The following is a 20,454-nucleotide window of genomic DNA, read 5'->3' as shown; positions in this document are numbered from 1 at the left end:
GGCCTTACGGGTGGGTCATCGACAGCACGTCGAGGGCGGCGTCCAGCTGCTCCTCGGTGAGCTTCCCCTGCTCCACGTACCCGCGCTCCACCACGACCTGGCGGATGGTCTTCTGCTCGGCCAGCGACTGCTTGGCGACCTTGGCCGCCTCCTCGTAGCCGATGTACTTGTTCAGCGGCGTGACGATCGAGGGGGAGGACTCGGCGTAGGTGCGGCACTGCTCGACGTTGGCGGTGACGCCGTCGACGCAGCGGTCGGCCAGCAGCCGGCTGACGTTGGCCAGCAGCCGGATCGACTCCAGCACGTTGCGAGCCATCAGCGGCAGCGTCACGTTGAGCTCGAACACGCCGGTGGTGCCGGCGTAGGTGACGGCGGCGTCGTTGCCGATCACCTGCGCACCGACCTGGATCACCGCCTCGGGAATCACCGGGTTCACCTTGCCCGGCATGATCGAGCTGCCCGGCTGCAGGTCGGGCAGGGCGATCTCGCCCAGGCCGGTGCGCGGGCCCGAGCCCATCCAGCGCAGGTCGTTGGCGATCTTGATCAGGCCGACGGCGATCGTCTTGAGCTGACCGGACCCCTCGACCAGGGCGTCCCGGGAGCTCTGCGCCTCGAAGTGGTCACGGGCCTCCGACAGCGGCAGGTCCAGCTCGCCGGCCAGGCGCTCGATGATCGCGGCGGCGAAACCGGGCGGGGTGTTGATGCCGGTGCCGACGGCGGTGCCGCCCAGCGGGAGCTCGCCGATCCGGGGGAGCGAGGCGTGCAGCCGCTCGATGCCGTAGCGGACGGCGGCCGCGTAGCCGCCGAACTCCTGTCCCAGGGTCACCGGGGTGGCGTCCATCAGGTGCGTGCGGCCGCTCTTGACGACCTCGGCGAACTCGGTGGCCTTGCGCTCGAGGGAGCCGGCCAGGTGCTCCAGCGCGGGGACCAGGTCGCGCACGATGGCGCCGGTGGCAGCGACGTGGATGGCGGAGGGGAAGACGTCGTTGGACGACTGCGAGGCGTTGACGTGGTCGTTCGGGTGCACCGGTGAGCCGAGCGCCTCGGTGGCCAGGGTGGCGATGACCTCGTTGGTGTTCATGTTGCTCGACGTGCCCGACCCGGTCTGGAAGACGTCGATCGGGAAGTGCGCGTCCCAGTCACCCCGGGCGACGGTCGCCGCGGCCTCGGTGACGGCGTCGGCGACGTCCTGCGGCAGCACGCCGAGGGAGGCGTTCACCCCGGCGGCAGCACCCTTGATCGCCGCCAGCGCACCGATCAGCTCACGCTCGATGGGCGTGCCGGAGATCGGGAAGTTCTCCACGGCCCGCTGGGTCTGGGCGCGCCACTTCGCCCACGAGGGGACGCGGACCTCCCCCATGGAGTCGTGCTCGATGCGGTAATCCCCGCCGTCGGTCTCGGTGGCCACGCTGCGCTCCCCGGGTGTGATGTGTGCTGATGGTCCTGCGGGAGCGACCCTAGACACCACGGGCGGGCGCCGCGGCTAGGGTCCGGCGCATGAGCCAGCAGCAGGCCGGGGAGCCCGACCCGGTGCCCGTCGTCCGTGCCTCCGACGCCGAGCGCGATGCGGTGGTGACCCGGCTGCAGACCGCCCTCGGCGAGGGCCGGATCAGCGTGGACGAGTTCACCCAGCGGGCCGACGTCGCCTACGCCGCGGTGACGACGGCCGACCTCGACCAGTTGCTCACCGACCTCCCCGCGCCGGCGTCGGCCGTCCCGGCGGTCGGGGAGATCGTCGGCGAACGGACGACAGGGACGATCGCCACCGTCTTCGGCGACGTGAAGCTGACCGCGACCACCAGCGTGCCGGAGCGGGCGAGCACCGTCTTCGGCGACGTCCGCATCGACCTCCGCGGCCTGCGGACCTCCGAGGAGGTGGTGGCGCTGCAGCTGGGCACGGTCTTCGGCGACGTCGAGGTGATCGTCAGCGAGGGCGTCGCCGCCGAGATCGAGGGCTGGACCGTCTTCGGTGACCGCAAGACCGAGCTCGCGCCGGTGCCGCGGCTCCCGGGCACCCCGCGGGTCGTCGTCCGGGGGCGGACGGTGTTCGGTGACCTGAAGCTGCGCAGCCTGGCGCCGGGGGAGTCGCCCAGCCGGTGGCGGGCCGTCCTGGACCGGCTGGCCGAGCGCCGGTCGGCCCCGCCGCCCGCGAGCTGAGCCGGGGCGGCGCGGGCCGACGGTTCAGGCGTCGTCCTCGCCGAAGGGGACGGCGGAGTACTGGTTGAGCTTCTCCAGCGAGTGCAGGCTCTCGATCGAGCGGATCGTGCCCGAGCGCGAGCGCATCACCAACGACTGGGTGGTCGCCCCGCCGGCGCGGTACCGCACCCCCCGCAGCAGCTCGCCGTCGGTGATGCCGGTGGCGACGAAGAAGACGTCGCCGCGCACCAGGTCGTCGATCACGAGCACCCGGTCCAGGTCGTGGCCGGCGTCCAGGGCGCGCTGCCGTTCCGCGTCGTCCTTGGGCCACAGCCGGCCCTGCAGCGCGCCGCCCATGCACTTCAGGGCGCAGGCGGTGATGATCCCCTCCGGCGTGCCGCCGATGCCCATCAGCAGGTCGACACCGGTGCCCTCCTGGGCGGCGGCGATCGCCCCGGCGACGTCGCCGTCGGTGATGAACTTGATCCGGGCGCCGGCCTCGCGGACCTCCCGGACCAGGGTCTCGTGCCGCGGCCGGTCCAGGATGCAGACGGTCACGTCGCCCACCGAGCTGCTCTTGGCCTTCGCCACCTTGCGGATGTTGTCCGCCACCGGTGCGGTGATGTCGACGACGTCGGCGGCGGCCGGCCCCGTGGCGATCTTGTCCATGTAGAAGACGGCGGACGGGTCGTACATCGCCCCCCGGTCGGCCACCGCCATCACCGCGATCGCGTTGGGCATGCCCTTGGCCATCAGCGTCGTGCCGTCGATCGGGTCCACCGCGACGTCGTAGTCGTTGCCCCAGCCGTCGCCGACGTGCTCGCCGTTGTAGAGCATCGGGGCCTCGTCCTTCTCGCCCTCCCCGATCACCACGACGCCGCGCATGTGCACCGTGCCGATGAGCGCGCGCATCGCGTCGACCGCGGCGCCGTCGCCACCGTTCTTGTCACCCCGGCCGACCCAGCGGCCGGCGGCCAGCGCGGCGGCCTCGGTGACCCGGACCAGTTCCAGGGCCAGGTTGCGGTCCGGCGCCGGTCGGTCGGCGCGCAGGGTGGAGGCCGGCCTGGCCTGCAGCGGGCCGTCGGGCAGGGGAAGGGACACAGGACCTCCTGAGAGCCGTCGGGCGACGCTGCCCAGCGGGGTGGTGGAGCGGTGCTGCGATCCTAGGGGCATGCCCGACACCGGCCAGGACGGCGAGCAGCCCCGGCCCGCCCAGCCCTCCGTCACCGCGACCGACACCGCGACCGGCGCGTTGCCCGACGCCGGCGGCCCGGCCCCCGCAGCCTCCCCGGCCGAGGACCGGATGCACCGCTTCACCTCGGCCAACATGATCCGGTCGCTGCTGCCGCTGCTGGTCATCTGCCTGGTGATCGTGGGCGTCACCGCCCTGCGGCAGAACCCCACCGACCCGGTCCGCGACGTCGACCCCGCGAGCGCGCAGCGGGCGGCCGCCGAGCGGGCCGACTACGAGCTGCTGGTGCCGACCGACCTCCCCGACGGGTGGCGGTCGACGAGCGTGCGCACCAACGCCGGTTCGGTGCAGGCCGGCGCCCCGGTCACCCTGGAGATCGGCTGGTTCACCCCCAGCGAGGAGTACGCCGGGTACGTGGTCAGCGACGACCCGGGCGCACCTGCGCTCGCCGACGTCCTGGACGGCGCGACCGCCGACGGCACCGAGCAGGTCGACGGACAGACGTGGGAGCGGCTCGACACCCAGCGCGGGGAGACGGCGCTGACCCGGACCGCGGACGGCGCCACCCTGGTGGTCAGCGGTTCGGCGTCGGACGAGGAGCTGGCGACCCTGGCCGGCTCCCTGGAGCCGTACGCCCCCTAGTCCTGCCCGGTGGGGGCGGCGGCGGCCAGGCGCTCGCGGGCCCGGTCGAGCCAGTGCTGGCACAGCTCGGCCAGCTGCTCGCCGCGCTCCCAGAGCGCCAGCGACTCCTCCAGGGTGAGGCCGCCGGCCTCCAGCCGACGCACCACGTCGGCGAGCTCCTCGCGGGCCTGCTCGTAGGTCTGGGTCGGCTCGACGGCCTGCTCGGGCTGTTCGGTCACGGTTCCCCATCCTCCCCGGCGGGTGTGCGGTCGACCCGCACCGGTAGCCGGCCGCCGGCGACCCGCACCTGCAGCCGCTCGCCGTCGTCCACCCCGGCAGGGTCGCGGACCAGCGCGCCGTCGGCCCGCTGGACCACCGCGTAGCCGCGCTCCAGCGTCGCCGCGGGGGACAGTGCGGCGACCCGGGCGCGGGCGTGCACGAGGTCGCGTTCGGCGCCCTCCACCCGGTGGGTCAGCGTGCGGGTGGCCCGGGTGCGCAGCGCGCTGACGTCGTCGGCGCGGCCGGCCAGCAGCCGCTGGGGATCGGCGAGCACCGGGCGGCTGCGCACCGACTCCAGCCAGCGTTCCTGCTGCTCCAGCCGGCTGCCCAGCAGGTGCCGGGCCCGGGCGCGCAGGCCCTCGACCAGCCGCGTCTGCTCACCGATCTCCGGGACGACCCGGTGCGCGGCGTCGGTGGGGGTGGCCGCCCGGACGTCGGCCACGTGGTCGACCAGCGTGGTGTCGGTCTCGTGCCCGACGGCGGTGACGACGGGCGTGCGGCTGGCCGCGATCGCCCGCACCAGGCCCTCGTCGGAGAACGGCAGCAGGTCCTCGACCGAACCGCCACCGCGGGCGATTACGATCACCTCCACCGTCGGGTCGGCGTCCAGCCGCTGCAGCCCGGCGATCACCGACTCGGCCGCCGTCGGACCCTGGACGGCGCAGTTGTGCATCGCGAAGCGAACCGCCGGCCAGCGACGCCGGGCGGTGACCAGCACGTCGCGCTCAGCGGCGCTGTCCCGCCCGGTGATCACGCCGACGACGGCCGGGGCGAAGGGCAGCGGACGCTTGCGGGCGACGTCGAACAGGCCCTCGGCCGCCAGCAGCCGGCGGATCCGCTCGATCCGGGCCAGCAGCTCGCCGAGGCCGACCGCCCGGATCTCGGTGGCGCGCAGCGAGAAGGACCCACGGGCGACGTAGTAGTCGGGGCGGGCGCGGACGATGACCCGGGCGCCCTCGGTGAGCTCCAGGCCCGGCCGGTCGGCGACGTCCCGGTGGCAGGTGACCGGTACCGAGAGGTCGGCGGCGGGGTCGCGCAGGGTGAGGAAGACGGTCGCTGCGTTGCCGCGCCGGGACAGCTGGGCGACCTGTCCCTCGACCCACACCTCGCCGAGCCGGCCGATCCACTCGGCCACCTTGCGCGCCACGGTGCGGACCGGCCAGGGCGACTCGGGGGACGACGGGCTGGTCACCCGCCCGAGCCTGCCAGACGGCGGACCCGCTCCTCCGCGAGCCCGGCGAGCCCGGGGCGGGCCCCGGGAGGAGGCCGTCTCAGCCGGGGTAAGCCGGGGCCGGGGGCAGCCCGAAGAACTCCTCCATGGTCGCTGCCCCGGTGCGCTGCATCTCGGTGGCCAGCGGGGCGCCCACGTACCGGACGTGCCACGGCTCGTACTTGAACCCGGTCACGTTCTGGCCGCCCTCGGGGTACCGCACGAGCCAGCCGAACTCGGCGGCGTGGGCGGCCACCCACTGGCCCTCGGCCGTGGTGGCGAAGCAGCTCTCGATGTCGCAGCCGCCGCCACCGACGTCGGCCGCCAGCCCGGTCTGGTGCTCGCTGTGGCCGGGCCGGGCCACCTGGATCTCGGCTCGGTCCTCGCCGAAGCGGCTGACCTGGGCGCTGAACAGCGCCACCTGGTACTCGTAGGGCCGGTAGGCGCTCTGCACGCTCAGGTCCAGGCCCTGGGCCGCGGCGGCGCCGATCATCGCGTCCATCGCCTGCGCCGCCTCCGCGCGCAGCTGGTAGCCGTTCCCGATCGGGACCAGGTCGGCCGGGGCCCAGTCGATCGGGCTGAGCGGGCGGGCCTTGTTGACGACCACCCAGGTGCTGGCCGGGTCGGTGAGCGACTGCTGGGTGCGGTCGAAGGTCGGCGTGGGCGTGGGCGTGGGCGTGGGCGTCGGCGTGGGGCTCGGGGTCACGGCCGACGCGGTGGTGGCGGGACCCCCGACAGCCGTCGGGGTCGGGTCGTCGTCCGCCCCACCCCGCAGCCAGACGGCCGCCCCGACCGCGACGACCAGCACGGTGACCAGCGCGAGCAGCAGGACGAGCCGTCGACGTCCCCCCGTGGCGGTGCCCCTCGTGTGCCCGGTGCCGCTCGTGTGCCTGGTGCCCCTCGTGTCCGCGCTGCCCACCGTCTCCGCTGCCTGCCTCGTCCCTGCCGCCGGCTCAGCCGCGGTCGGCGCTGAGCTTCTCCAGCCGGTTCTGCAGCAGCGTCACGTAGGGCGCGCGGGCGCGGGTGGCCCGCTCGTAGTCGAGCAGGTCGGCCACGGTCTCGGTCGGGTAGGCGCGCAGGTGCCCGCGCAACGCCGGGATGCTGAAGGAGTCGTAGCCCTCGACCGGGCTGACCGGTGCCCCGTCGGCGTCCGGCCCGGTCGCGTCGGCCGGCGTGTCGGAGGGGACCAGCGGGTCGCTGGCGGCGCTGTCGGTGACCGCACTGCCGGGCGTGACGCTCTCCGCCGCCTCCGGTCCGCCGAGGTCGACCAGCTCCTCGGTCGCGTCGTCGAGCGCGGGGACGTCGGGCACCGCGTCGTCGACGATCCGGGTCTGCCCGGGCACCTGCTCGGGGGAGATGTCCTCCAGCGTCGACACCCCGGCCCCGAGGACCTCCGCGGGCGGGGTGCCGGGCACCGCGGGCTCGGCGACGAGCTCGTCGGCGACCGCCGCCTCGATCTCGGCCTCGTCCTCGGCGATGTCCGCGACGGTGTCGGCGGTGAGCTCCTCGAGCACCTCGTCCGGGACGGCGTCGGGCGCCTCCACCGCCACCTCGTCGGCGACCTCGGCAGCCAGTTCGTCGACGACCGCGGTCACCGCGTCGGCCTCGGGGTCGTCCGGCAGCGCGGCGACCTCGGCAGGGGAGAGGTCGGCGACGGTGTCGTCGGAGCTGGCCGCCAGCACGGCTGCCACCTCGTCGGAGAGGTCGTCGGGGTCGACCACCGGCAGGTCGGCGGCGGCGAGGTCGTCGGCCAGCGTGTCGGCGAGCTCCTCGGCCGTGGGGTCGTCGTCGAGGTCCACGACCCGGTCGAAGGCGGAGCCGCGCCCGGCGGAGGCCGGCCGAGGAGCGGGGGCCTCGTCCTCCTCGTCGAAGGTGGCCAGCCCTGGTCCGGCGTCGCCGCGCAGGCTGGTGAGCACCTCGTCGCCGCGGGCCACGAGCCCGGAGTACTGCTGCTGCAGCTGCAGCGAGGTCTGCAGGGCCTGTCCGATCAGCCGGACCGGGAGCCCCGGCAACGTCGTGGGGAGCTTGCGTGCTTCGTCGAGCACGGTGGCGGCCAGTCCGGCTGCCGCGCGGACCACCTCGGGGATCTCTCGAGCCATGGGGCCCAGGGTGCCGCACGTGGCGATCACCGGCAGCCCGACCGCGTGGGCCGTCCCCCGTCCGGGCGCACTCCTGCCGCCCCAGCGTGTCCAGCGCCACCCGTTCCGGGCCGCAGCGGCGGGTCCTGTGCGGTGCGCGCACCTACAGTGGGGGCATGGCTGAACCGCGCGGACGCGTCCTGCTGGCCGACCCCCGGGGGTACTGCGCCGGCGTCGACCGGGCGGTCATCGCCGTCGAACGGGCGCTGGAGATCCACGGCGCCCCGGTCTACGTCCGGAAGCAGATCGTGCACAACAAGCACGTCGTGGCGACCCTCGAGCGCCGGGGTGCGGTGTTCGTGGAGGAGACCGACGAGGTGCCCGAGGGCGCGGTCGTCGTCTTCAGTGCCCACGGCGTCTCCCCGGCGGTGAAGGCCGAGGCGGAGCAGCGGTCGCTGCGGACGATCGACGCCACCTGCCCCCTGGTGAGCAAGGTGCACATGGAGGCCAAGCGCTTCGCCAAGGACGACTACGACATCCTGCTGATCGGGCACCGCGGGCACGAGGAGGTCGAGGGCACGATGGGCGAGGCGCCGTCGAACACCCAGCTCGTCGACGGCGCGGAGGACATCGCCAACGTCCAGGTGCGCGACCCGGAGAAGGTCGTCTGGCTGTCCCAGACCACGCTGTCGGTCGACGAGACGCTGGCGACGGTCGACTCGTTGAAGAACCGCTTCCCCGGTCTGCAGAGCCCGCCCAGCGACGACATCTGCTACGCCACGCAGAACCGTCAGCAGGCGGTCAAGCAGATGGCCGCCGAGTGCGACCTCGTGCTGGTGGTCGGCTCCACCAACTCGTCGAACTCGGTGCGGCTGGTCGAGGTGGCACTGGAGGCCGGCGCCCGCGACTCGCACCTGGTCGACTTCGCCTCCGAGGTGGACGAGGCCTGGCTGGACGGCGTCGGCACGGTCGGGGTCACCAGCGGCGCGTCGGTGCCGGAGATCCTGGTCAGCGAGGTGCTCGACTGGCTGGCGGCTCGCGGGTACGCCGACGTCGAGACGGTCAAGGCCGCCGAGGAGCGGCTGGTGTTCGCCCTGCCGCACGAGCTGAAGCCGCGTCGCGAGGCGCTCGCGGTCGAGACCGACTGACGGACCCGCCCTGCGCAGACGCAGGGCGGGACGCGAGAGGGCCGGCACCCATCGGGGTGCCGGCCCTCTCGCGTGTCCGGGTGGCTCAGCGGCGGGCGGCCAGCCGCCCGAGGGTGATCACGAGCGCGGCGCCGGTGGCCAGGCCCATGGCCGGGAACCCGCGCACGAGCAGCGTCGCCAGCGTGGGGAGGTTCAGGCTGGCCGATGGCGCCAGGCCGATGTTCAGCAGGGCCACCGCCACGAACACCAGGGGCGGGGCGACCAGGACGCTCAGCAGGTCGCTCCGTCGGGTGACCAGGGCGGCCCCGATGGTCCCGGCGGTGAGCGCCACCAGCGTGATCGTGCCGAGGCCGAGGCCGATGTAGGAGTCGGCCGCAGCGGCGATCAGGGTGATCAGGAAGACGCCGGCGATCGCGAGGGCGCCGCGGATCCCGGTGCTCTGGGTGCGGCTGCCGTACGCAGAGGAGCCGCTCCGTCCTCCGTCGCGTGGTGCAGCGGAGGGCGCGGGGCGGCGGACCTCGTCGGGGTGGCGGCCGCCGCGACCGGCGGCACGCGGGTCGGGGGCACGACGCTCGGGGGCGCGGCCGGGGGGCGCGCCACCGGCCGCCCGGGGCGACGGGTAGCCGCGGCCTGCGGCTCGGCCGGCGTCGCTGCGTTCTGCACGCACGGCGTCCTCCCGCCTGTCTCGAACTCGGGCATCGACAGTGACCGGAGCGATGGTGCACCTCCTCGTCGGCAGCGGAGGGCCGAGGCCGCCCCACTGGTCGGGCCACGGTATCGGCCCTTCCTGAGTGAACGCTGGACCCGGCCGGGAGTGGCGGGTCAGAACTCGCCGGTGTCGTCCCACCGAGGTGGCGCATTGTGGGCACGAGGGCCTCACTCGCCCCACGTGTCCCCGAGGCCACCCGAACGGCTGAGGAGGACGTGGCGGTTCGGTGACGATCCCGACACGCTGGGCATGAACGGAGGGGCGTCGGGGGATCGACCACAGGCTGGTCGACGCCGAGGGGTGGTTGCCGGCGGTGCGGGCATCGCGTCCGTCCACGACCCGTCCAGGAGGACCTGCCCGCATGAGCTCGGTGAGCTTGGTCCCCGAGGTCGCCGCGCGGGACGGCGATCGGCTGACCGCCCGCGATGCGTGGGTGACCCTGCGCAGCTGCCGGGTCGTCGAGCTGTGGCGGGCCTCCTGGTCGCGGTTCCGCTACGGCGACGGCTTCTCGCACGCCCGGGCACTCGGGCTGCAACTGTCGCTGGCCGCAGTGCCGCTGTTGATCGCCGCGATCGGCCTGAGCAACCTGCTCAAGACGCCGTCGCTGCGGTTGCTGGTCGACCGGACGGTGCTGCAGCTCTCGCCCAGCGCCTCGGACGAGATGGTCCAGCGGGTGCTGTCGCCGTGGAGCGACCAGCCGGACGGGATCCCGATCGCCACCGCGCTGGGGCTGGCTGCGGCGACGCTCGCGCTGGCGACCGCCATGGGCCAGCTCGAGCGCGGGGCCAACCGCATCTACGGCATCCAGCGGGACCGGCCCACCGTCGAGAAGTACCGCCGCGCGCTGGTGCTGGCCGGCATCGCGGGGGTGCCGCTGATGGTGGGGTCGGTGCTGGTGACCACGCTCGTGGCCGCAGCCGAGGCGATGGACGACGTGTACGGCATCGACGAGGAGGTGGTCGTGCTGGTGGTCGGCCCGGTCGCCGTGGGGCTGCTGCTCGCCGCGATCACCCTGATGCTCCGCCGGGCTCCGTACCGTCGCCAGCCCGGCTGGTCGTTGCTGGTGCTGGGGAGCACCCTGGCCCTGGGACTGTGGACCGGGCTCACCCTGTTGCTGGCGGGGGCACTGAACCTGATCAGCTACCTGGGCTCGGCCTACGGACCGCTGACCGGCGTGATCGCCCTGCTCTTCTGGGCGCAGCTGACCTCGGGTGCGATCTTCCTGGCCTTCGCGGTCTCCGCCGAGCTGGAGCTGACGGCCATCCGGGTGGCGGAGGCCCGGCTCGCGCAGGCCGGTGCTGCGGCCCCCGATCGTCCGCTGCCGGGCGGATCGACGACCGCAGGCGCGCGCACCTGACCGATCCAGGTCGAGCCCGGGCTCCGGGTCAGCCGGTGGTGCCGTCGCGCTCCTCGAACCCGGGCAGCTCCGGGGACGGCGGCCGCAGCGCGCGGACCGTGCCCTCGACCGGTGCCGGGGTGGGCACCGGGGCGGCGGCGACGCCGAGGTCGTCGAACCGGCGGGTGGCCACCAGTACCGATCGCTCGTAGGAGCCGACCGTCTCGTTGTACCGGGTCAGCGCCGATCCCAGGGCCGAGCCGAGGCGGGTCAGGTGCCCGGACAGGGTGCTCAACCGGGCGTGCACGGTGCGCCCGGCCTCGAGCACGGCGGCGGCGTCGTGCGCCAGCCGCTCCTGTCGCCAGGAGTAGGCGACGGTGCGCAGCAGGGCCAGCAGGGTGCTCGGGGTGGCGATGATGACGTCGCGGCCGAAGCCGTGCTCGAGCAGCGCCGGCTCGGCCTCCAGCGCCGTGGTGAGGAAGCCGTCGGAGGGGACGAACAGCACCGTGAAGGGCGCGGCGGTGCCGAAGGCGGTCGGGTACCGGCGGGCGGCGAGGATGTCGACGTGGGCGCGCAGCTGCCGCGCGTGGTCGGCGACCCGCTGGGCACGCACCGCCGGGTCGGTGGCCTGGACCGCCTCGATGTACCCGGTGAACGGCACCTTCGCGTCGACGATCACCTGCCGGCCGTCGGCCAGGGTGACGACCAGGTCGGGGCGCACGCCGGACCCCTGGTCGGTGGTGCCGGACGGCTGCTCGACGAAGTCGCAGTGCTCCAGCAGCCCGGCCACCTCCACCACCCGGCGCAGCTGCAGCTCGCCCCAGCGCCCGCGCACGTGCGGTGTGCGCAGTGCGGTGACCAGGGCGGCGGTCTCCTGGCGCAGCAGGGCGGAGGTCTGGCCGATGGTGCCGACCTGCTCCCGCAGCTCACCGTGGGCGGTGGCCCGGTCGCGCTCGATGCCGGCCAGCAGCCGGTGCAGGTGGTCCAGCGACTCGTGCACCGGCTCGAGGGCCTCCGGCGCCGCACCGGCCCGCCCGCGGACGGCCACCAGCCCGAGGGTGACGGCGGCGGCCAGGAGCGCACCGATGAGGAGCCCGACGAGCAGGGAGGCGGCGTCCATGCCGGTCAGGCTGCCCGACGGGTCCGACACTTCCGGTGAACCGGCCGGGCGCGCCGGTCAGGCGGCGACGGGGGCGTGCTCGGCCTCGTGGTCCAGCAGCCAGCGCTTCACCGGCGTGCCCCAGCGGAAGCCGCCCAGGCCGCCGCCGGTGGACAGCACCCGGTGGCAGGGGACGAACAGCGCCGCGGCGTTGCGCGCGCACGCCCCCGCCGCGGCCCGGACGGCCGACGGGCGGCCGCAGCGCTCGGCGAAGGAGGCGTAGGTGTCCGGCCGGCCCGCGGGGACGGTGCGCAGCACCTCCCAGGCGTCGGTGAGGAAGGGGCCCGAACGCTGGCGCACGGGTACGGCGTCGATCGCGGTCACGTCCCCGGCGGTGAAGGCGGCGACGACGTCGAGCACCGGCAGCTCGTCGGCGTGCTCCACCCAGGTCGGCCGCAGCGAGCGGTGTACGACGGGCAGCAGCTCGCCGACGTCGTCGGTCCAGCCGCTGGCCAGCACGACGTCGGTGCCGTCGGGGTCGGTGGTGACGAGCACGGTGAACGGTCCGGGCGGGGTCGCCACGCAGGCGTAGCGGGCGGGGGCGGTGGTCATGACGGGCTCCGATCGGGAGTGGTGCCGCGGGTGAACAGGGACGGGACGGCCAGCGCCCACAGGTGCATCACGGCGTAGGAGCGCCACGGCCGCCAGCGGGCCGCGGCGTCGGCGTCGGAGCTGCCGAGCGCGGCGAGACTGCGCCGCAGCGCCAGGTCACCGGGGAGCCAGACGTCGGGGTCGGCCAGCCCGCGCAACCCGACCAGGGCCGCCGTCCACGGGCCGATGCCGGGCAGGGCCAGCAGCTGACGGCGGGCCTCGTCGCGGTCGGCGCCGGGGTCGAGGGGGACGCTGCCGGTGGCCAGCGCTGCGGCCAGGGTGTGCACCGTGCGCCGGCGGGCCCCGGTCAGGCCGACCGCGGACAGGTCGGCGTCGACCAGGGCGTCGGCGCGGGGGAAGGCGTGGGTGAGGGTGCCGACCGGCTCGGCCAGCGGCCGGCCCGCCGCGGTGACCACGCGGGCGGTGAGCGTCCGGGCGCCGGCCACCGAGACCTGCTGGCCGAGCACCGCACGGACCGCCAGCTCCTCCGCGTCGGGGGCGGCCGGGACCCGCCGTCCCGGGGCACCGGTCACCAGCGGGGCGAGCGCCGGGTCGGCGCCGAGCAGCGCGTCGACGGCGGCGGGGTCGGCGTCCAGGTCCAGCAGCCGCCGGCACCGGGAGACGGCCACGCCGAGGTCCCGCAGCTCGGTCAGCCGCAGCCGGGCCAGCACCGCCGGTCCGCCGTCCGGGGCGGGGGAGAGCCGGACGACGGCGGGGCCGTGCGGGAGGTCCAGGACCCGGGAGAACGTCGTCCCGTCCCACTCCTCCAGGCCCGGGGTGGCGTGCGCGCCGAGGAAGAGCAGCACCTCGTCGGCGGCGAACGGCGCGCGGGCGGCCAGCCGCAGGGTCAGCCAGCCCGGCGTGCCGCCGTCGCTGCGCGGGGTGGCCGGGCGGAGCGCGGAGGGCGTCGTCCCGAACACCGACCGCACCGTGTCGTTGAACTGCCGGATGCTGGCGAAGCCGGCCGCGAACGCGACGTCGGCCATCGGCAGCAGGGTGGTCTCGATCAGCAGTCGGGCGGTCTGGGCGCGCTGCGCGCGGGCCAGCGCCAGCGGGCCGACCCCCAGCTCGGTGGTGAGCAGCCGGTGCAGCTGGCGCTCGGAGTAGCCCAGCCGTGCCGCCAGCCCGCCGACCCCGCCGCGCTCGACCTCGCCGTCGGCGATCAGCCGCATCGCCCGGGCGACGACGTCGGCGCGCACGTCCCACTCCGGTGACCCGGGGACGGCGTCCGGGCGGCAGCGGCGGCAGGCGCGGAAGCCGGCCGCCTGGGCCGAGGCCGCGGTGGTGTGGAAGGAGACGTTGTGCTCCAGCGGCGTGCGTGCCGGGCAGGACGGGCGGCAGTAGATCCCGGTCGTGTGCACCGCGGTGACGAACCACCCGTCGAAGCGGGGGTCGCGGCTGGTGACGGCGCGGTAGCAGTGCTCCACGTCGAGCCGTCCCCGTTCCAGCACCTCGGTCATGACACGAGCATGGCACCGTCCGGCCCGGCCGACTGGCGGCTTTCGGACACCACGGTGAGTGACGGGGACGCCGTCCCGGTCAGCCCGTGGGGTCGCTGATCAGCACGCCGATGCCGTCGAGCAGCCGCTCCAGCCCGAACTCGAACGACCGGTGCGGGTCGCCGGCGCCGAGCTCCTCGCCGGCGACCGGACCGACCCGGGCGGCGGTGGGGAAGCGCTCGCCGTCGAAGACCTGGGCGACATAGGGCTCGGTCGCCGCCCACCACTGGTCCTCGGTCACCCCGGTCGCGCGCTCGACGTCGGCCTTCTCGTGGACGCCGCTGACCGTGCCGCGGACGAAGCCGTTCACCAGCGTGACCAGGAGGTCCATCTGCACCTCCCGCAGGCCCAGCCCGTCGACGGCCCGCAGCTCCAGTTCGTACTTCCGCATGAGGTGGGGGCCCAGCGGCGGGCGACCGGTGGCCAGGTGCAGCGCCCAGGGGTGCCGGACGAAGAAGTCCCAGTTGGCCCGGGCCACGGCGGTCAGGCGGGCTCGCCAGCTCCCCGAGGTGACCACCGCGTCGTCGGGGTACAGCTCACCGAGGGCCGCGTCGAGCATGAGGTCGACCAGCTCGCCCTTGCCGGGCACGTGGCCGTAGAGGGTCATCGCCCCGACGCCGAGCTCGGTGGCCACCCGGCGCATGGAGAGCGCGGCGAGCCCCTCGGCGTCCGCCAGGTGGACGGCCGCGGTCACGATCCGGTCGACGTCCAGGGACGGCTTCGGTCCCGGGCGTGCGGTGTCGGCAGGAGGCGTGCGCCAGAGCAGCGACATGCTGCGCGCCGGGTCTCCGGTGCCGGTGAACTCGGTCGCCATGTCCCTCACTCTCCCGCACTGCACGATCGGGCCTGGCGCCGTGTCTCCGTACGGCGTACGGTGCCGGTCTGACCAGTTGTCGTACAGCGTACGGAGGTAGTCCGTGACGAGCGCGATCTCGATGGTGGGGCTCACCAAGAGGTACGGGGAGAAGGTGGTCCTGGAGGGCATGGACCTGGAGGTCCCGTCCGGGACGGTCTGTGCCCTGCTCGGTCCGAACGGGGCGGGTAAGACGACGGCGGTACGGGTCATGGCCACCCTGGTCCGCCCCGACGGCGGCCGCGTCGAGGTGGCCGGCATCGACGTGAGCCGGCACCCGCGGGCGGTCCGGCGCCGGATCGGTCTGATCGGCCAGCAGCCGGCTGTCGACGACGTCCTCGGCGCGCGGCAGAACCTGGTCCTCTTCGCCCGGCTGCACCACCTGGACCGGCGCACCGCCCGCACCCGCGCGGACGAACTGCTCGCGCAGGTCGGACTCCTCGGCACCGGGACGAAGCCGGTGCGCGACTTCTCCGGTGGGATGCGCCGCAGGCTGGACATCGCCGCCGGGCTGGTGCTGGCCCCGGAGGTGCTCTTCCTCGACGAGCCGACCACCGGGCTCGACCCGGCCGGGCGGCGCGACGTCTGGGGCTCGATCCGGGCGCTGGTGGCGGGTGGCACCACCGTCCTGCTCACCACCCAGTACCTGGAGGAGGCCGAGCAGCTGGCCGACGACGTCTGCGTCCTGGACGGCGGGCGGGTGGTCGCGCAGGGCACGCCCGACGAGCTGACCTCGGCGATCGGCGGCGACCGGCTCGAGCTCGTCGTGGCCGATCCGGGGCGGGCAGCGGAGGCGGCCCGACTGGCCGAGCGGGTCGCGGGTCCGGCGCCGCGGTCGACGTCCGCCGGGGGAGGGGAGCGGGTCGTCGTGCCCGTGGCCCGGCGGCAGGGCGTCGTCGGGGCGGTGGTCCGCGCGCTGGACGAGGCGGGGATCGACGTCGACGACGTCGTCCTGCGCCCGACCACCCTGGACGAGGCCTACCTGCGGATCACCGGCCGGGACGCCGAGCGCACGGAGGTGCCGGCATGACCGCGCTGCAGGCGCCCCCGGTCGAGCCCGGTCCGGCCGAACGGGCGCGGTGGGCCGTCGCCGATGCGCTGGCCGTCGCCGGACGGGACGTGGCGCACTGGCGTCGGCAACCGGCCGCCGTCCTGGTGGGTGCGCTGTTCCCGGTGCTCCTGCTGCTGATGTTCACCTACCTGCTGGGCGGCGGCATGGTGGTCCCCGGCGGGGGCGACTACCGCGACTTCCTGGTGCCCGGGATGCTCGCCCTGGCCATGGTCTTCGGGGTCGAGGCGACGATGACCGCCCTCGTCACCGACACCGCACGCGGCATCACCGACCGGTTCCGGTCACTGCCGATGGCCTCGTCGGCCGTCGTCGCCGGCCGCTGCCTGGCGGACCTGGGGTCCTCGCTCGTCGGGCTGGCCGTGCTGATGGTGGCGGCGCTGGCGGTCGGGTGGCGGCCGGCCGGGGCCGTGCCCGCGCTCGCCGCCGTCGGGTTGCTGGTGCTGCTGCGGCTGGCCTTCCTGTGGATCGGGATCTACCTGGGGCTGCTCGCCCGGGACCCATCGATGGTCGTCGCGGTGCAGATCCTGGTGTGGCCGTTCGCCTTCCTCTCCAACGCCTTCGTCGCGGCGTCGTCCATGCCAGGGTGGCTGGCCACGGTGGCGGAGTGGAACCCGGTGGCGGGCACGGTGACCGCCGTCCGGGAGCTGTTCGGCGCCCCGGTGGGCGCCGGCGGGGGCTGGGCGACCGAGCACGCCCTGCTGCTCGCGGTGGGGTGGCCACTGGTGCTCACGGTCGTGTTCGCGGCGCTCAGCATCCGCCGGTTCCAGGGGCTGTCGCGGTGAACAGTCTCGGATGACCGGGTCCGCCGTCCACCGATCGGTGGACGGCGGACCCACGCTCCGGTGGTCCCGGCGAGCCCGGTGCGGCGACAGGGTCAGGGCATGACGACGACGGAGGCAGCGCCCCTGCCGACCACGACCGGCGGGCTCACCCCGGCCGTCGAGGTCCGCGGGCTGCGGAAGAGCTACGGGGGGAAGGCCGTCCTCGACGGGCTGGACCTCGAGGTGCGGCGCGGGGAGTGCTTCGCGCTGCTCGGGCCCAACGGCGCGGGCAAGACCACGACGATCGAGGTGCTCGAGGGCGTCCGGCGGCGCGACGCCGGCCAGGTCGCGGTGCTGGGGGAGGACCCGGCCACCGCGGGTCGCGCCTGGCGGGCCCGGATCGGGGTGGTGAGCCAGGGCGAGGGCGCCGGCCAGGCACTGAGCGTGCGGGAGACCCTCGACCACTTCGCCCGGTACACCTCCACACCGCGGCCCACCGACGAGCTGCTCGCGGCGGTCGGTCTGGAGGAGAAGGCCGACACCCGGGTGGGGCGCCTCTCCGGCGGCCAGCGGCGCCGGCTCGCGGTCGCCCTCGGGGTGCAGGGCCGGCCCGAGCTGGTCTTCCTCGACGAACCGACCACCGGGATGGACCCGGTGGCCCGCCGGCAGTTCTGGCAGCTCGTGCGTGACCTGCGGGCCGGTGGGACGACGGTGCTGCTGACCACCCACTACCTGGACGAGGCCGCCGAGCTCGCCGACCGGGTCGGGGTGATCGCCGGTGGCCGGCTGGTCGAGGTCGCCCCGCCGGCCGAGCTCGGTGCGCCGCTGCGCCGGCAGGCCACGGTGCGCTGGCGGGAGGACGGCGGCTGGCGCGCGGTGCCCACCGAGACCCCCGCCGCAGTCCTGCGCGACCTGCTCGCCGCCTCCCCGCACGGCGAGGTCCCCGGTCTGACCGTCACCCGCCCCGACCTGGAGGACGTCTACCTCCAGCTGGTCGGCACCCCCGGAGGAGAGCCCCGATGACCGTCCTGACCACTGCCCGCCCCGCACCGCCCTCGACCGCCCACATCGCGCTGGCCCGGGTCGGCGTGGAGCTGCGGCTGTTCGCCCGGGAGCGCCAGCAGGTGGTGTTCTCCTTCGCCTACCCGGTCGTGATGATGGTCGTCTTCGGCTCGGTGCTCGGCGGTGACGTGCTGCCCGGCGGGGTGCCGTTCCCGCAGTACTTCCTGGCCGGGATCGCGGCCACCGGCATCATGCTGACCAGCTTCCAGGCGGTCGGGACGGCGATCGCCGACGAACGCGAGGCCAGCCAGCTGGAGCGGCTGCAGCTGCTGGGGACGCCGCCGGCGGCCTACTTCGCCGGCAAGGCCGGGCAGGTGCTGGTGACCACCGCGGCGCAGCTGGCGCTGCTGCTGCCGGTGGCCCGCTACGGCTACGACGTGCCGCTGCCGGTCGACCTCGGGCACTGGCTGACGTTCCTCTGGGTCGCCGCGCTCGGCGCGCTCGCCGGCACGGTGCTCGGCATCGCGGTCTCGGCGCTGCCGGGCAGTGCGAGCTCGCTGACCACCTCGATCTCGGCGTTCGCGATCGTGCTGCAGTTCTTCTCCGGCGTCTTCTTCGCCTTCCCCGAGCTGCCGGGCTGGATGCAGCAGGTCGCGGCGGTGTTCCCGCTGAAGTGGCTGACCCAGGGGATGCGCTCGGCGTTCCTGCCCGAGCAGGCGGCCGCCTTCGAGGTCGCCGGCGGGTGGGAGCACGGGATGACCGCCCTGGTGCTGGTGGCATGGGTGATCATCGGCGTCATGGTGTGCGTGCGCACGTTCCGCTGGCGCCGGGCCGACGGATGACCGTCGGCTCCCGGCTCCGCGCCGCCGTCGTCCCCGCCCGTGGTGGGGACGACGGCGGCGCGCCGCTGTCCGACCACGCCTGGCGCGCCACGGTGGTCGGCCTCCACGTCGTCTTCGTGGTGATGATCGGCGTCGCCGTGCTGGCCACCTTCGTGGCTCGGGTGGAGGGGTCGCGCACGGTCACCCTCGGCGCCCTCGGGGTGCTGGTGGTCGCCTACTCGGTGCTCGGCGCCCCGGCCATCGGCGACGACCACTCTCGGCGCGCGGTCGGCTACCTCGCTGTCCTGGTGGCGGTCTTCACCGTGCTCGGCTGGCACGCACCTGAGCTGCTGTTCCTGCTCTTCCTGGCCTACTCGCAGGTGTGGTTCCTCGTCGAGTCGGCCCGGCCGGGCGTCACCTGGACGGTGCTCCTCGCGCTGGCCAGCACGGCCGGGCCGGCGGTCTCCTGGAGCCGCGGCACCGAGCCGCTGTCGGGCGTCGTGCAGACCTCGGTCGGTCTGGTGTTCAGCCTGGCGTTGGGCCTGTGGCTGAGCCGCGTGCTGGCGCAGAGTCGCGAGCGAGCGTCGCTGATCCAGGAGCTGGAGGCGACCCGCGCCGAACTCGCCGCGGCGCACCGTGAGCAGGGCGTCGCCGCGGAGCGGGAGCGATGGGCCCGCGAGGTGCACGACACCCTCGCGCAGGGCTACACGAGCATCGTCGTCCTGGCCCAGACCGCCGCCGGGCAGCTGCCCGGCGACCCGGGTGCGGCCGCGGAGCGGGTGGCGCTGATCGAGGAGGTCGCCCGGGAGAACCTGGCCGAGGCCCGGGCGATGGTCGCCGCCTTCGCGCCGGTGGCGCTGGACTCCTCGACGTTGCGGGAGGCGCTGGAACGGCTCGCCGAACGGTTCGGCCGGGAGACCGGCCTGCCCACCCGGCTGGACACCGCTGCGCTGGCGGACGACGCCGGCCTGACCCGGGCGGAGGAGATCGTGCTGCTGCGGGGAGCGCAGGAGGCGCTGGCCAACGTCCGCCGGCACGCCGCGGCCAGCGCGGTGGTGCTGCGGATCGGGGTGGGGGAGGCGGGGCAGGTGTCGGTGCACGTCTCCGACGACGGGGTGGGCTTCGACCCGGCCGCGGGGGACGGCGTCGGGCTGGCCGGGCTGCGGGACCGGGCCGAGCAGGTGGGTGGCGCGGTCGACGTCGTCTCGGCCCCGGGGGAGGGCACCCGGGTCACGGTGCAGGTGCCGGCGCGATGACCACCGCGGAGACGCACGTCGAGCGCGCACCCCGGGGAACGCCGGCGACCGGAACGGAGCGAGGGTGATCAGGATCCTGGTGGTGGACGACCACCCTGTCGTGCGCGGCGGGCTGGTCGGCTGGCTGGCCGCCCAGCCGGACCTGGAGGTCGTGGGGGAGGCCGGCGACGGGCTGGCTGCGCTCGCGGCGGTCGCCGAGCAACAGCCGGACGTCGTCCTGATGGACCTGCGGATGCCGCGGATGGACGGCGTCACGGCGACCGGCCGGATCTCCGCCGCACACCCGGGTGTGCGGGTGCTGGTGCTGACCACCTACGACACCGACGCCGACATCGTGCGCGCGGTGGAGGCCGGGGCCACCGGCTACCTGCTCAAGGACACGCCGTTGGCGCAGTTGGCCGACGCGGTGCGGGCAGCGGCCCGTGGGGAGACCGTGCTGGCGCCGCCGGTCGCGGCCCGGCTGGTGTCCCGGCTGCGGGCGCCGGCGGCCGAGGCGCCGACGGCCCGGGAGCTGCAGGTGCTGTCCGGGGTGGCGCGCGGGCTGACCAACGCCGACATCGGCCGGGAGCTGTTCATCGGTGAGGCGACGGTGAAGACGCACCTGCTCCGGGTGTTCGCCAAGCTCGGGGTCGACGACCGCACGCGGGCGGTCCTGGTCGCGGTCGAGCGCGGCCTGCTGGCGGGCCCCGGCTCGGCCGGCTGACCGTGACTGGAGCGGGTCTGTCAAGAGC

21 protein-coding genes are annotated in these 20,454 nt (G+C 75.0%); 10 read left to right on the top strand and 11 right to left on the bottom strand.

Annotated elements, in window-relative coordinates:
• Positions 1 to 4 precede the first annotated feature (4 nt).
• The gene (locus O2W15_RS02950) at positions 5 to 1,408 is read right to left on the bottom strand and encodes a class II fumarate hydratase (protein WP_036332927.1); all 1,404 of its coding nucleotides are present in this window, start codon (positions 1,406 to 1,408) and stop codon (positions 5 to 7) included.
• 89 nt (positions 1,409 to 1,497) lie between these two features.
• On the opposite strand from O2W15_RS02950, the gene O2W15_RS02945 reads away from it, so the two are divergent.
• Positions 1,498 to 2,157, top strand: a complete 660-nt coding sequence (locus O2W15_RS02945) for a DUF1707 SHOCT-like domain-containing protein (RefSeq protein WP_269178316.1) — start codon at positions 1,498 to 1,500, stop codon at positions 2,155 to 2,157.
• Between the two features lie 24 nt (positions 2,158 to 2,181).
• Here O2W15_RS02945 and glpX read toward each other — a convergent pair whose 3' ends face one another.
• Complete coding sequence (gene glpX, locus O2W15_RS02940; protein ID WP_269161681.1) at positions 2,182 to 3,237, bottom strand: class II fructose-bisphosphatase; 1,056 nt, start codon at positions 3,235 to 3,237, stop codon at positions 2,182 to 2,184.
• A 70-nt stretch (positions 3,238 to 3,307) separates the two neighbouring features.
• Between glpX and O2W15_RS02935 the strand changes: the two genes are divergently transcribed.
• Entirely contained in the window at positions 3,308 to 3,970 is a 663-nt protein-coding gene (locus tag O2W15_RS02935) for a DUF4245 domain-containing protein (protein ID WP_269178315.1), read from the top strand.
• On the opposite strand, the gene O2W15_RS02930 is transcribed toward O2W15_RS02935, so the two are convergent.
• The 4 genes from O2W15_RS02930 to O2W15_RS02915 all read right to left on the bottom strand — a co-directional run bounded on the left by O2W15_RS02930 (position 3,967) and on the right by O2W15_RS02915 (position 7,537).
• Positions 3,967 to 4,188 carry an exodeoxyribonuclease VII small subunit gene (locus tag O2W15_RS02930; RefSeq protein WP_036332921.1) on the bottom strand — a complete coding sequence of 74 codons (222 nt, stop codon included), beginning with the start codon at positions 4,186 to 4,188 and terminating at the stop codon, positions 3,967 to 3,969. The genes O2W15_RS02935 and O2W15_RS02930 overlap by 4 nt on opposite strands.
• Positions 4,185 to 5,420 (bottom strand): exodeoxyribonuclease VII large subunit, encoded by a 1,236-nt coding sequence (xseA, locus tag O2W15_RS02925; RefSeq protein ID WP_269178314.1) that lies wholly within the window; start codon positions 5,418 to 5,420, stop codon positions 4,185 to 4,187. Before xseA ends, O2W15_RS02930 begins: the two co-directional genes overlap by 4 nt.
• Before the next feature lie 79 nt (positions 5,421 to 5,499).
• On the bottom strand, positions 5,500 to 6,144 hold the full coding sequence (locus O2W15_RS02920) for a M15 family metallopeptidase (RefSeq protein WP_269178313.1): 645 nt from the start codon (positions 6,142 to 6,144) through the stop codon (positions 5,500 to 5,502).
• Between the two features lie 247 nt (positions 6,145 to 6,391).
• Positions 6,392 to 7,537 carry a lipid droplet-associated protein gene (locus O2W15_RS02915; RefSeq protein WP_269161685.1) on the bottom strand — a complete coding sequence of 382 codons (1,146 nt, stop codon included), beginning with the start codon at positions 7,535 to 7,537 and terminating at the stop codon, positions 6,392 to 6,394.
• Between the two features lie 155 nt (positions 7,538 to 7,692).
• On the opposite strand from O2W15_RS02915, the gene O2W15_RS02910 reads away from it, so the two are divergent.
• Positions 7,693 to 8,664: a 4-hydroxy-3-methylbut-2-enyl diphosphate reductase gene (locus O2W15_RS02910; protein ID WP_269165996.1), complete on the top strand. Its 972-nt coding sequence runs from the start codon at positions 7,693 to 7,695 to the stop codon at positions 8,662 to 8,664.
• An 85-nt stretch (positions 8,665 to 8,749) separates the two neighbouring features.
• Here O2W15_RS02910 and O2W15_RS02905 read toward each other — a convergent pair whose 3' ends face one another.
• Entirely contained in the window at positions 8,750 to 9,331 is a 582-nt protein-coding gene (locus O2W15_RS02905; RefSeq protein ID WP_269178312.1) for a DUF6542 domain-containing protein, read from the bottom strand.
• 403 nt (positions 9,332 to 9,734) lie between these two features.
• On the opposite strand from O2W15_RS02905, the gene O2W15_RS02900 reads away from it, so the two are divergent.
• The gene (locus tag O2W15_RS02900) at positions 9,735 to 10,730 is read left to right on the top strand and encodes a YihY/virulence factor BrkB family protein (protein WP_269178311.1); all 996 of its coding nucleotides are present in this window, start codon (positions 9,735 to 9,737) and stop codon (positions 10,728 to 10,730) included.
• A gap of 28 nt (positions 10,731 to 10,758) precedes the next feature.
• On the opposite strand, the gene O2W15_RS02895 is transcribed toward O2W15_RS02900, so the two are convergent.
• From O2W15_RS02895 to O2W15_RS02880, 4 genes are all read right to left on the bottom strand, one after another.
• Positions 10,759 to 11,829, bottom strand: a complete 1,071-nt coding sequence (locus O2W15_RS02895; protein ID WP_269161689.1) for a DNA recombination protein RmuC — start codon at positions 11,827 to 11,829, stop codon at positions 10,759 to 10,761.
• A 57-nt stretch (positions 11,830 to 11,886) separates the two neighbouring features.
• Positions 11,887 to 12,420 (bottom strand): methylated-DNA--[protein]-cysteine S-methyltransferase, encoded by a 534-nt coding sequence (locus O2W15_RS02890; protein ID WP_269178310.1) that lies wholly within the window; start codon positions 12,418 to 12,420, stop codon positions 11,887 to 11,889.
• Entirely contained in the window at positions 12,417 to 13,919 is a 1,503-nt protein-coding gene (locus tag O2W15_RS02885) for an Ada metal-binding domain-containing protein (RefSeq protein WP_269178309.1), read from the bottom strand. The genes O2W15_RS02890 and O2W15_RS02885 overlap by 4 nt, the downstream gene beginning before the upstream one ends.
• Before the next feature lie 79 nt (positions 13,920 to 13,998).
• Complete coding sequence (locus tag O2W15_RS02880; protein WP_269178308.1) at positions 13,999 to 14,772, bottom strand: TetR/AcrR family transcriptional regulator; 774 nt, start codon at positions 14,770 to 14,772, stop codon at positions 13,999 to 14,001.
• 103 nt (positions 14,773 to 14,875) lie between these two features.
• On the opposite strand from O2W15_RS02880, the gene O2W15_RS02875 reads away from it, so the two are divergent.
• From O2W15_RS02875 to O2W15_RS02850, 6 genes are all read left to right on the top strand, one after another.
• On the top strand, positions 14,876 to 15,841 hold the full coding sequence (locus O2W15_RS02875; RefSeq protein WP_269178307.1) for an ABC transporter ATP-binding protein: 966 nt from the start codon (positions 14,876 to 14,878) through the stop codon (positions 15,839 to 15,841).
• Entirely contained in the window at positions 15,838 to 16,665 is an 828-nt protein-coding gene (locus O2W15_RS02870) for an ABC transporter permease (protein WP_269178306.1), read from the top strand. The genes O2W15_RS02875 and O2W15_RS02870 overlap by 4 nt, the downstream gene beginning before the upstream one ends.
• A 99-nt stretch (positions 16,666 to 16,764) precedes the next feature.
• Complete coding sequence (locus tag O2W15_RS02865) at positions 16,765 to 17,667, top strand: ABC transporter ATP-binding protein (RefSeq protein ID WP_269178305.1); 903 nt, start codon at positions 16,765 to 16,767, stop codon at positions 17,665 to 17,667.
• Positions 17,664 to 18,488: an ABC transporter permease gene (locus O2W15_RS02860; RefSeq protein WP_269178304.1), complete on the top strand. Its 825-nt coding sequence runs from the start codon at positions 17,664 to 17,666 to the stop codon at positions 18,486 to 18,488. The genes O2W15_RS02865 and O2W15_RS02860 overlap by 4 nt, the downstream gene beginning before the upstream one ends.
• A complete protein-coding gene (locus O2W15_RS02855; protein WP_269178303.1) occupies positions 18,485 to 19,723 on the top strand; it encodes a sensor histidine kinase in 1,239 nt (412 codons plus the stop codon). The genes O2W15_RS02860 and O2W15_RS02855 overlap by 4 nt, the downstream gene beginning before the upstream one ends.
• An 82-nt stretch (positions 19,724 to 19,805) precedes the next feature.
• Positions 19,806 to 20,426, top strand: coding sequence for a response regulator (locus O2W15_RS02850; RefSeq protein WP_442928854.1), 621 nt, complete (start codon positions 19,806 to 19,808; stop codon positions 20,424 to 20,426).
• The last annotated feature ends 28 nt before the right edge of the window (positions 20,427 to 20,454 follow it).

Source organism: Modestobacter sp. VKM Ac-2979, from assembly GCF_026967995.1.
GTDB lineage: Bacteria > Actinomycetota > Actinomycetes > Mycobacteriales > Geodermatophilaceae > Modestobacter.
The sequence above is the reverse complement of the archived record's forward strand: the minus strand, read 5'-3'. Positions and strand labels throughout refer to the sequence as shown.

What these genes read in the sequence shown, in the direction of transcription:
- O2W15_RS02945 (WP_269178316.1), top strand. Translation starts at nt 1,498, where the DNA reads ATGAGCCAGCAGCAGGCCGGGGAGCCCGACCCGGTGCCCGTCGTCCGT.
- O2W15_RS02935 (WP_269178315.1), top strand. Translation starts at nt 3,308, where the DNA reads ATGCCCGACACCGGCCAGGACGGCGAGCAGCCCCGGCCCGCCCAGCCC.
- O2W15_RS02915 (WP_269161685.1), bottom strand. Translation starts at nt 7,537, where the DNA reads ATGGCTCGAGAGATCCCCGAGGTGGTCCGCGCGGCAGCCGGACTGGCC.
- O2W15_RS02910 (WP_269165996.1), top strand. Translation starts at nt 7,693, where the DNA reads ATGGCTGAACCGCGCGGACGCGTCCTGCTGGCCGACCCCCGGGGGTAC.
- O2W15_RS02900 (WP_269178311.1), top strand. Translation starts at nt 9,735, where the DNA reads ATGAGCTCGGTGAGCTTGGTCCCCGAGGTCGCCGCGCGGGACGGCGAT.
- O2W15_RS02895 (WP_269161689.1), bottom strand. Translation starts at nt 11,829, where the DNA reads ATGGACGCCGCCTCCCTGCTCGTCGGGCTCCTCATCGGTGCGCTCCTG.
- O2W15_RS02890 (WP_269178310.1), bottom strand. Translation starts at nt 12,420, where the DNA reads ATGACCACCGCCCCCGCCCGCTACGCCTGCGTGGCGACCCCGCCCGGA.
- O2W15_RS02885 (WP_269178309.1), bottom strand. Translation starts at nt 13,919, where the DNA reads ATGACCGAGGTGCTGGAACGGGGACGGCTCGACGTGGAGCACTGCTAC.
- O2W15_RS02880 (WP_269178308.1), bottom strand. Translation starts at nt 14,772, where the DNA reads ATGGCGACCGAGTTCACCGGCACCGGAGACCCGGCGCGCAGCATGTCG.
- O2W15_RS02870 (WP_269178306.1), top strand. Translation starts at nt 15,838, where the DNA reads ATGACCGCGCTGCAGGCGCCCCCGGTCGAGCCCGGTCCGGCCGAACGG.
- O2W15_RS02865 (WP_269178305.1), top strand. Translation starts at nt 16,765, where the DNA reads ATGACGACGACGGAGGCAGCGCCCCTGCCGACCACGACCGGCGGGCTC.
- O2W15_RS02860 (WP_269178304.1), top strand. Translation starts at nt 17,664, where the DNA reads ATGACCGTCCTGACCACTGCCCGCCCCGCACCGCCCTCGACCGCCCAC.
- O2W15_RS02855 (WP_269178303.1), top strand. Translation starts at nt 18,485, where the DNA reads ATGACCGTCGGCTCCCGGCTCCGCGCCGCCGTCGTCCCCGCCCGTGGT.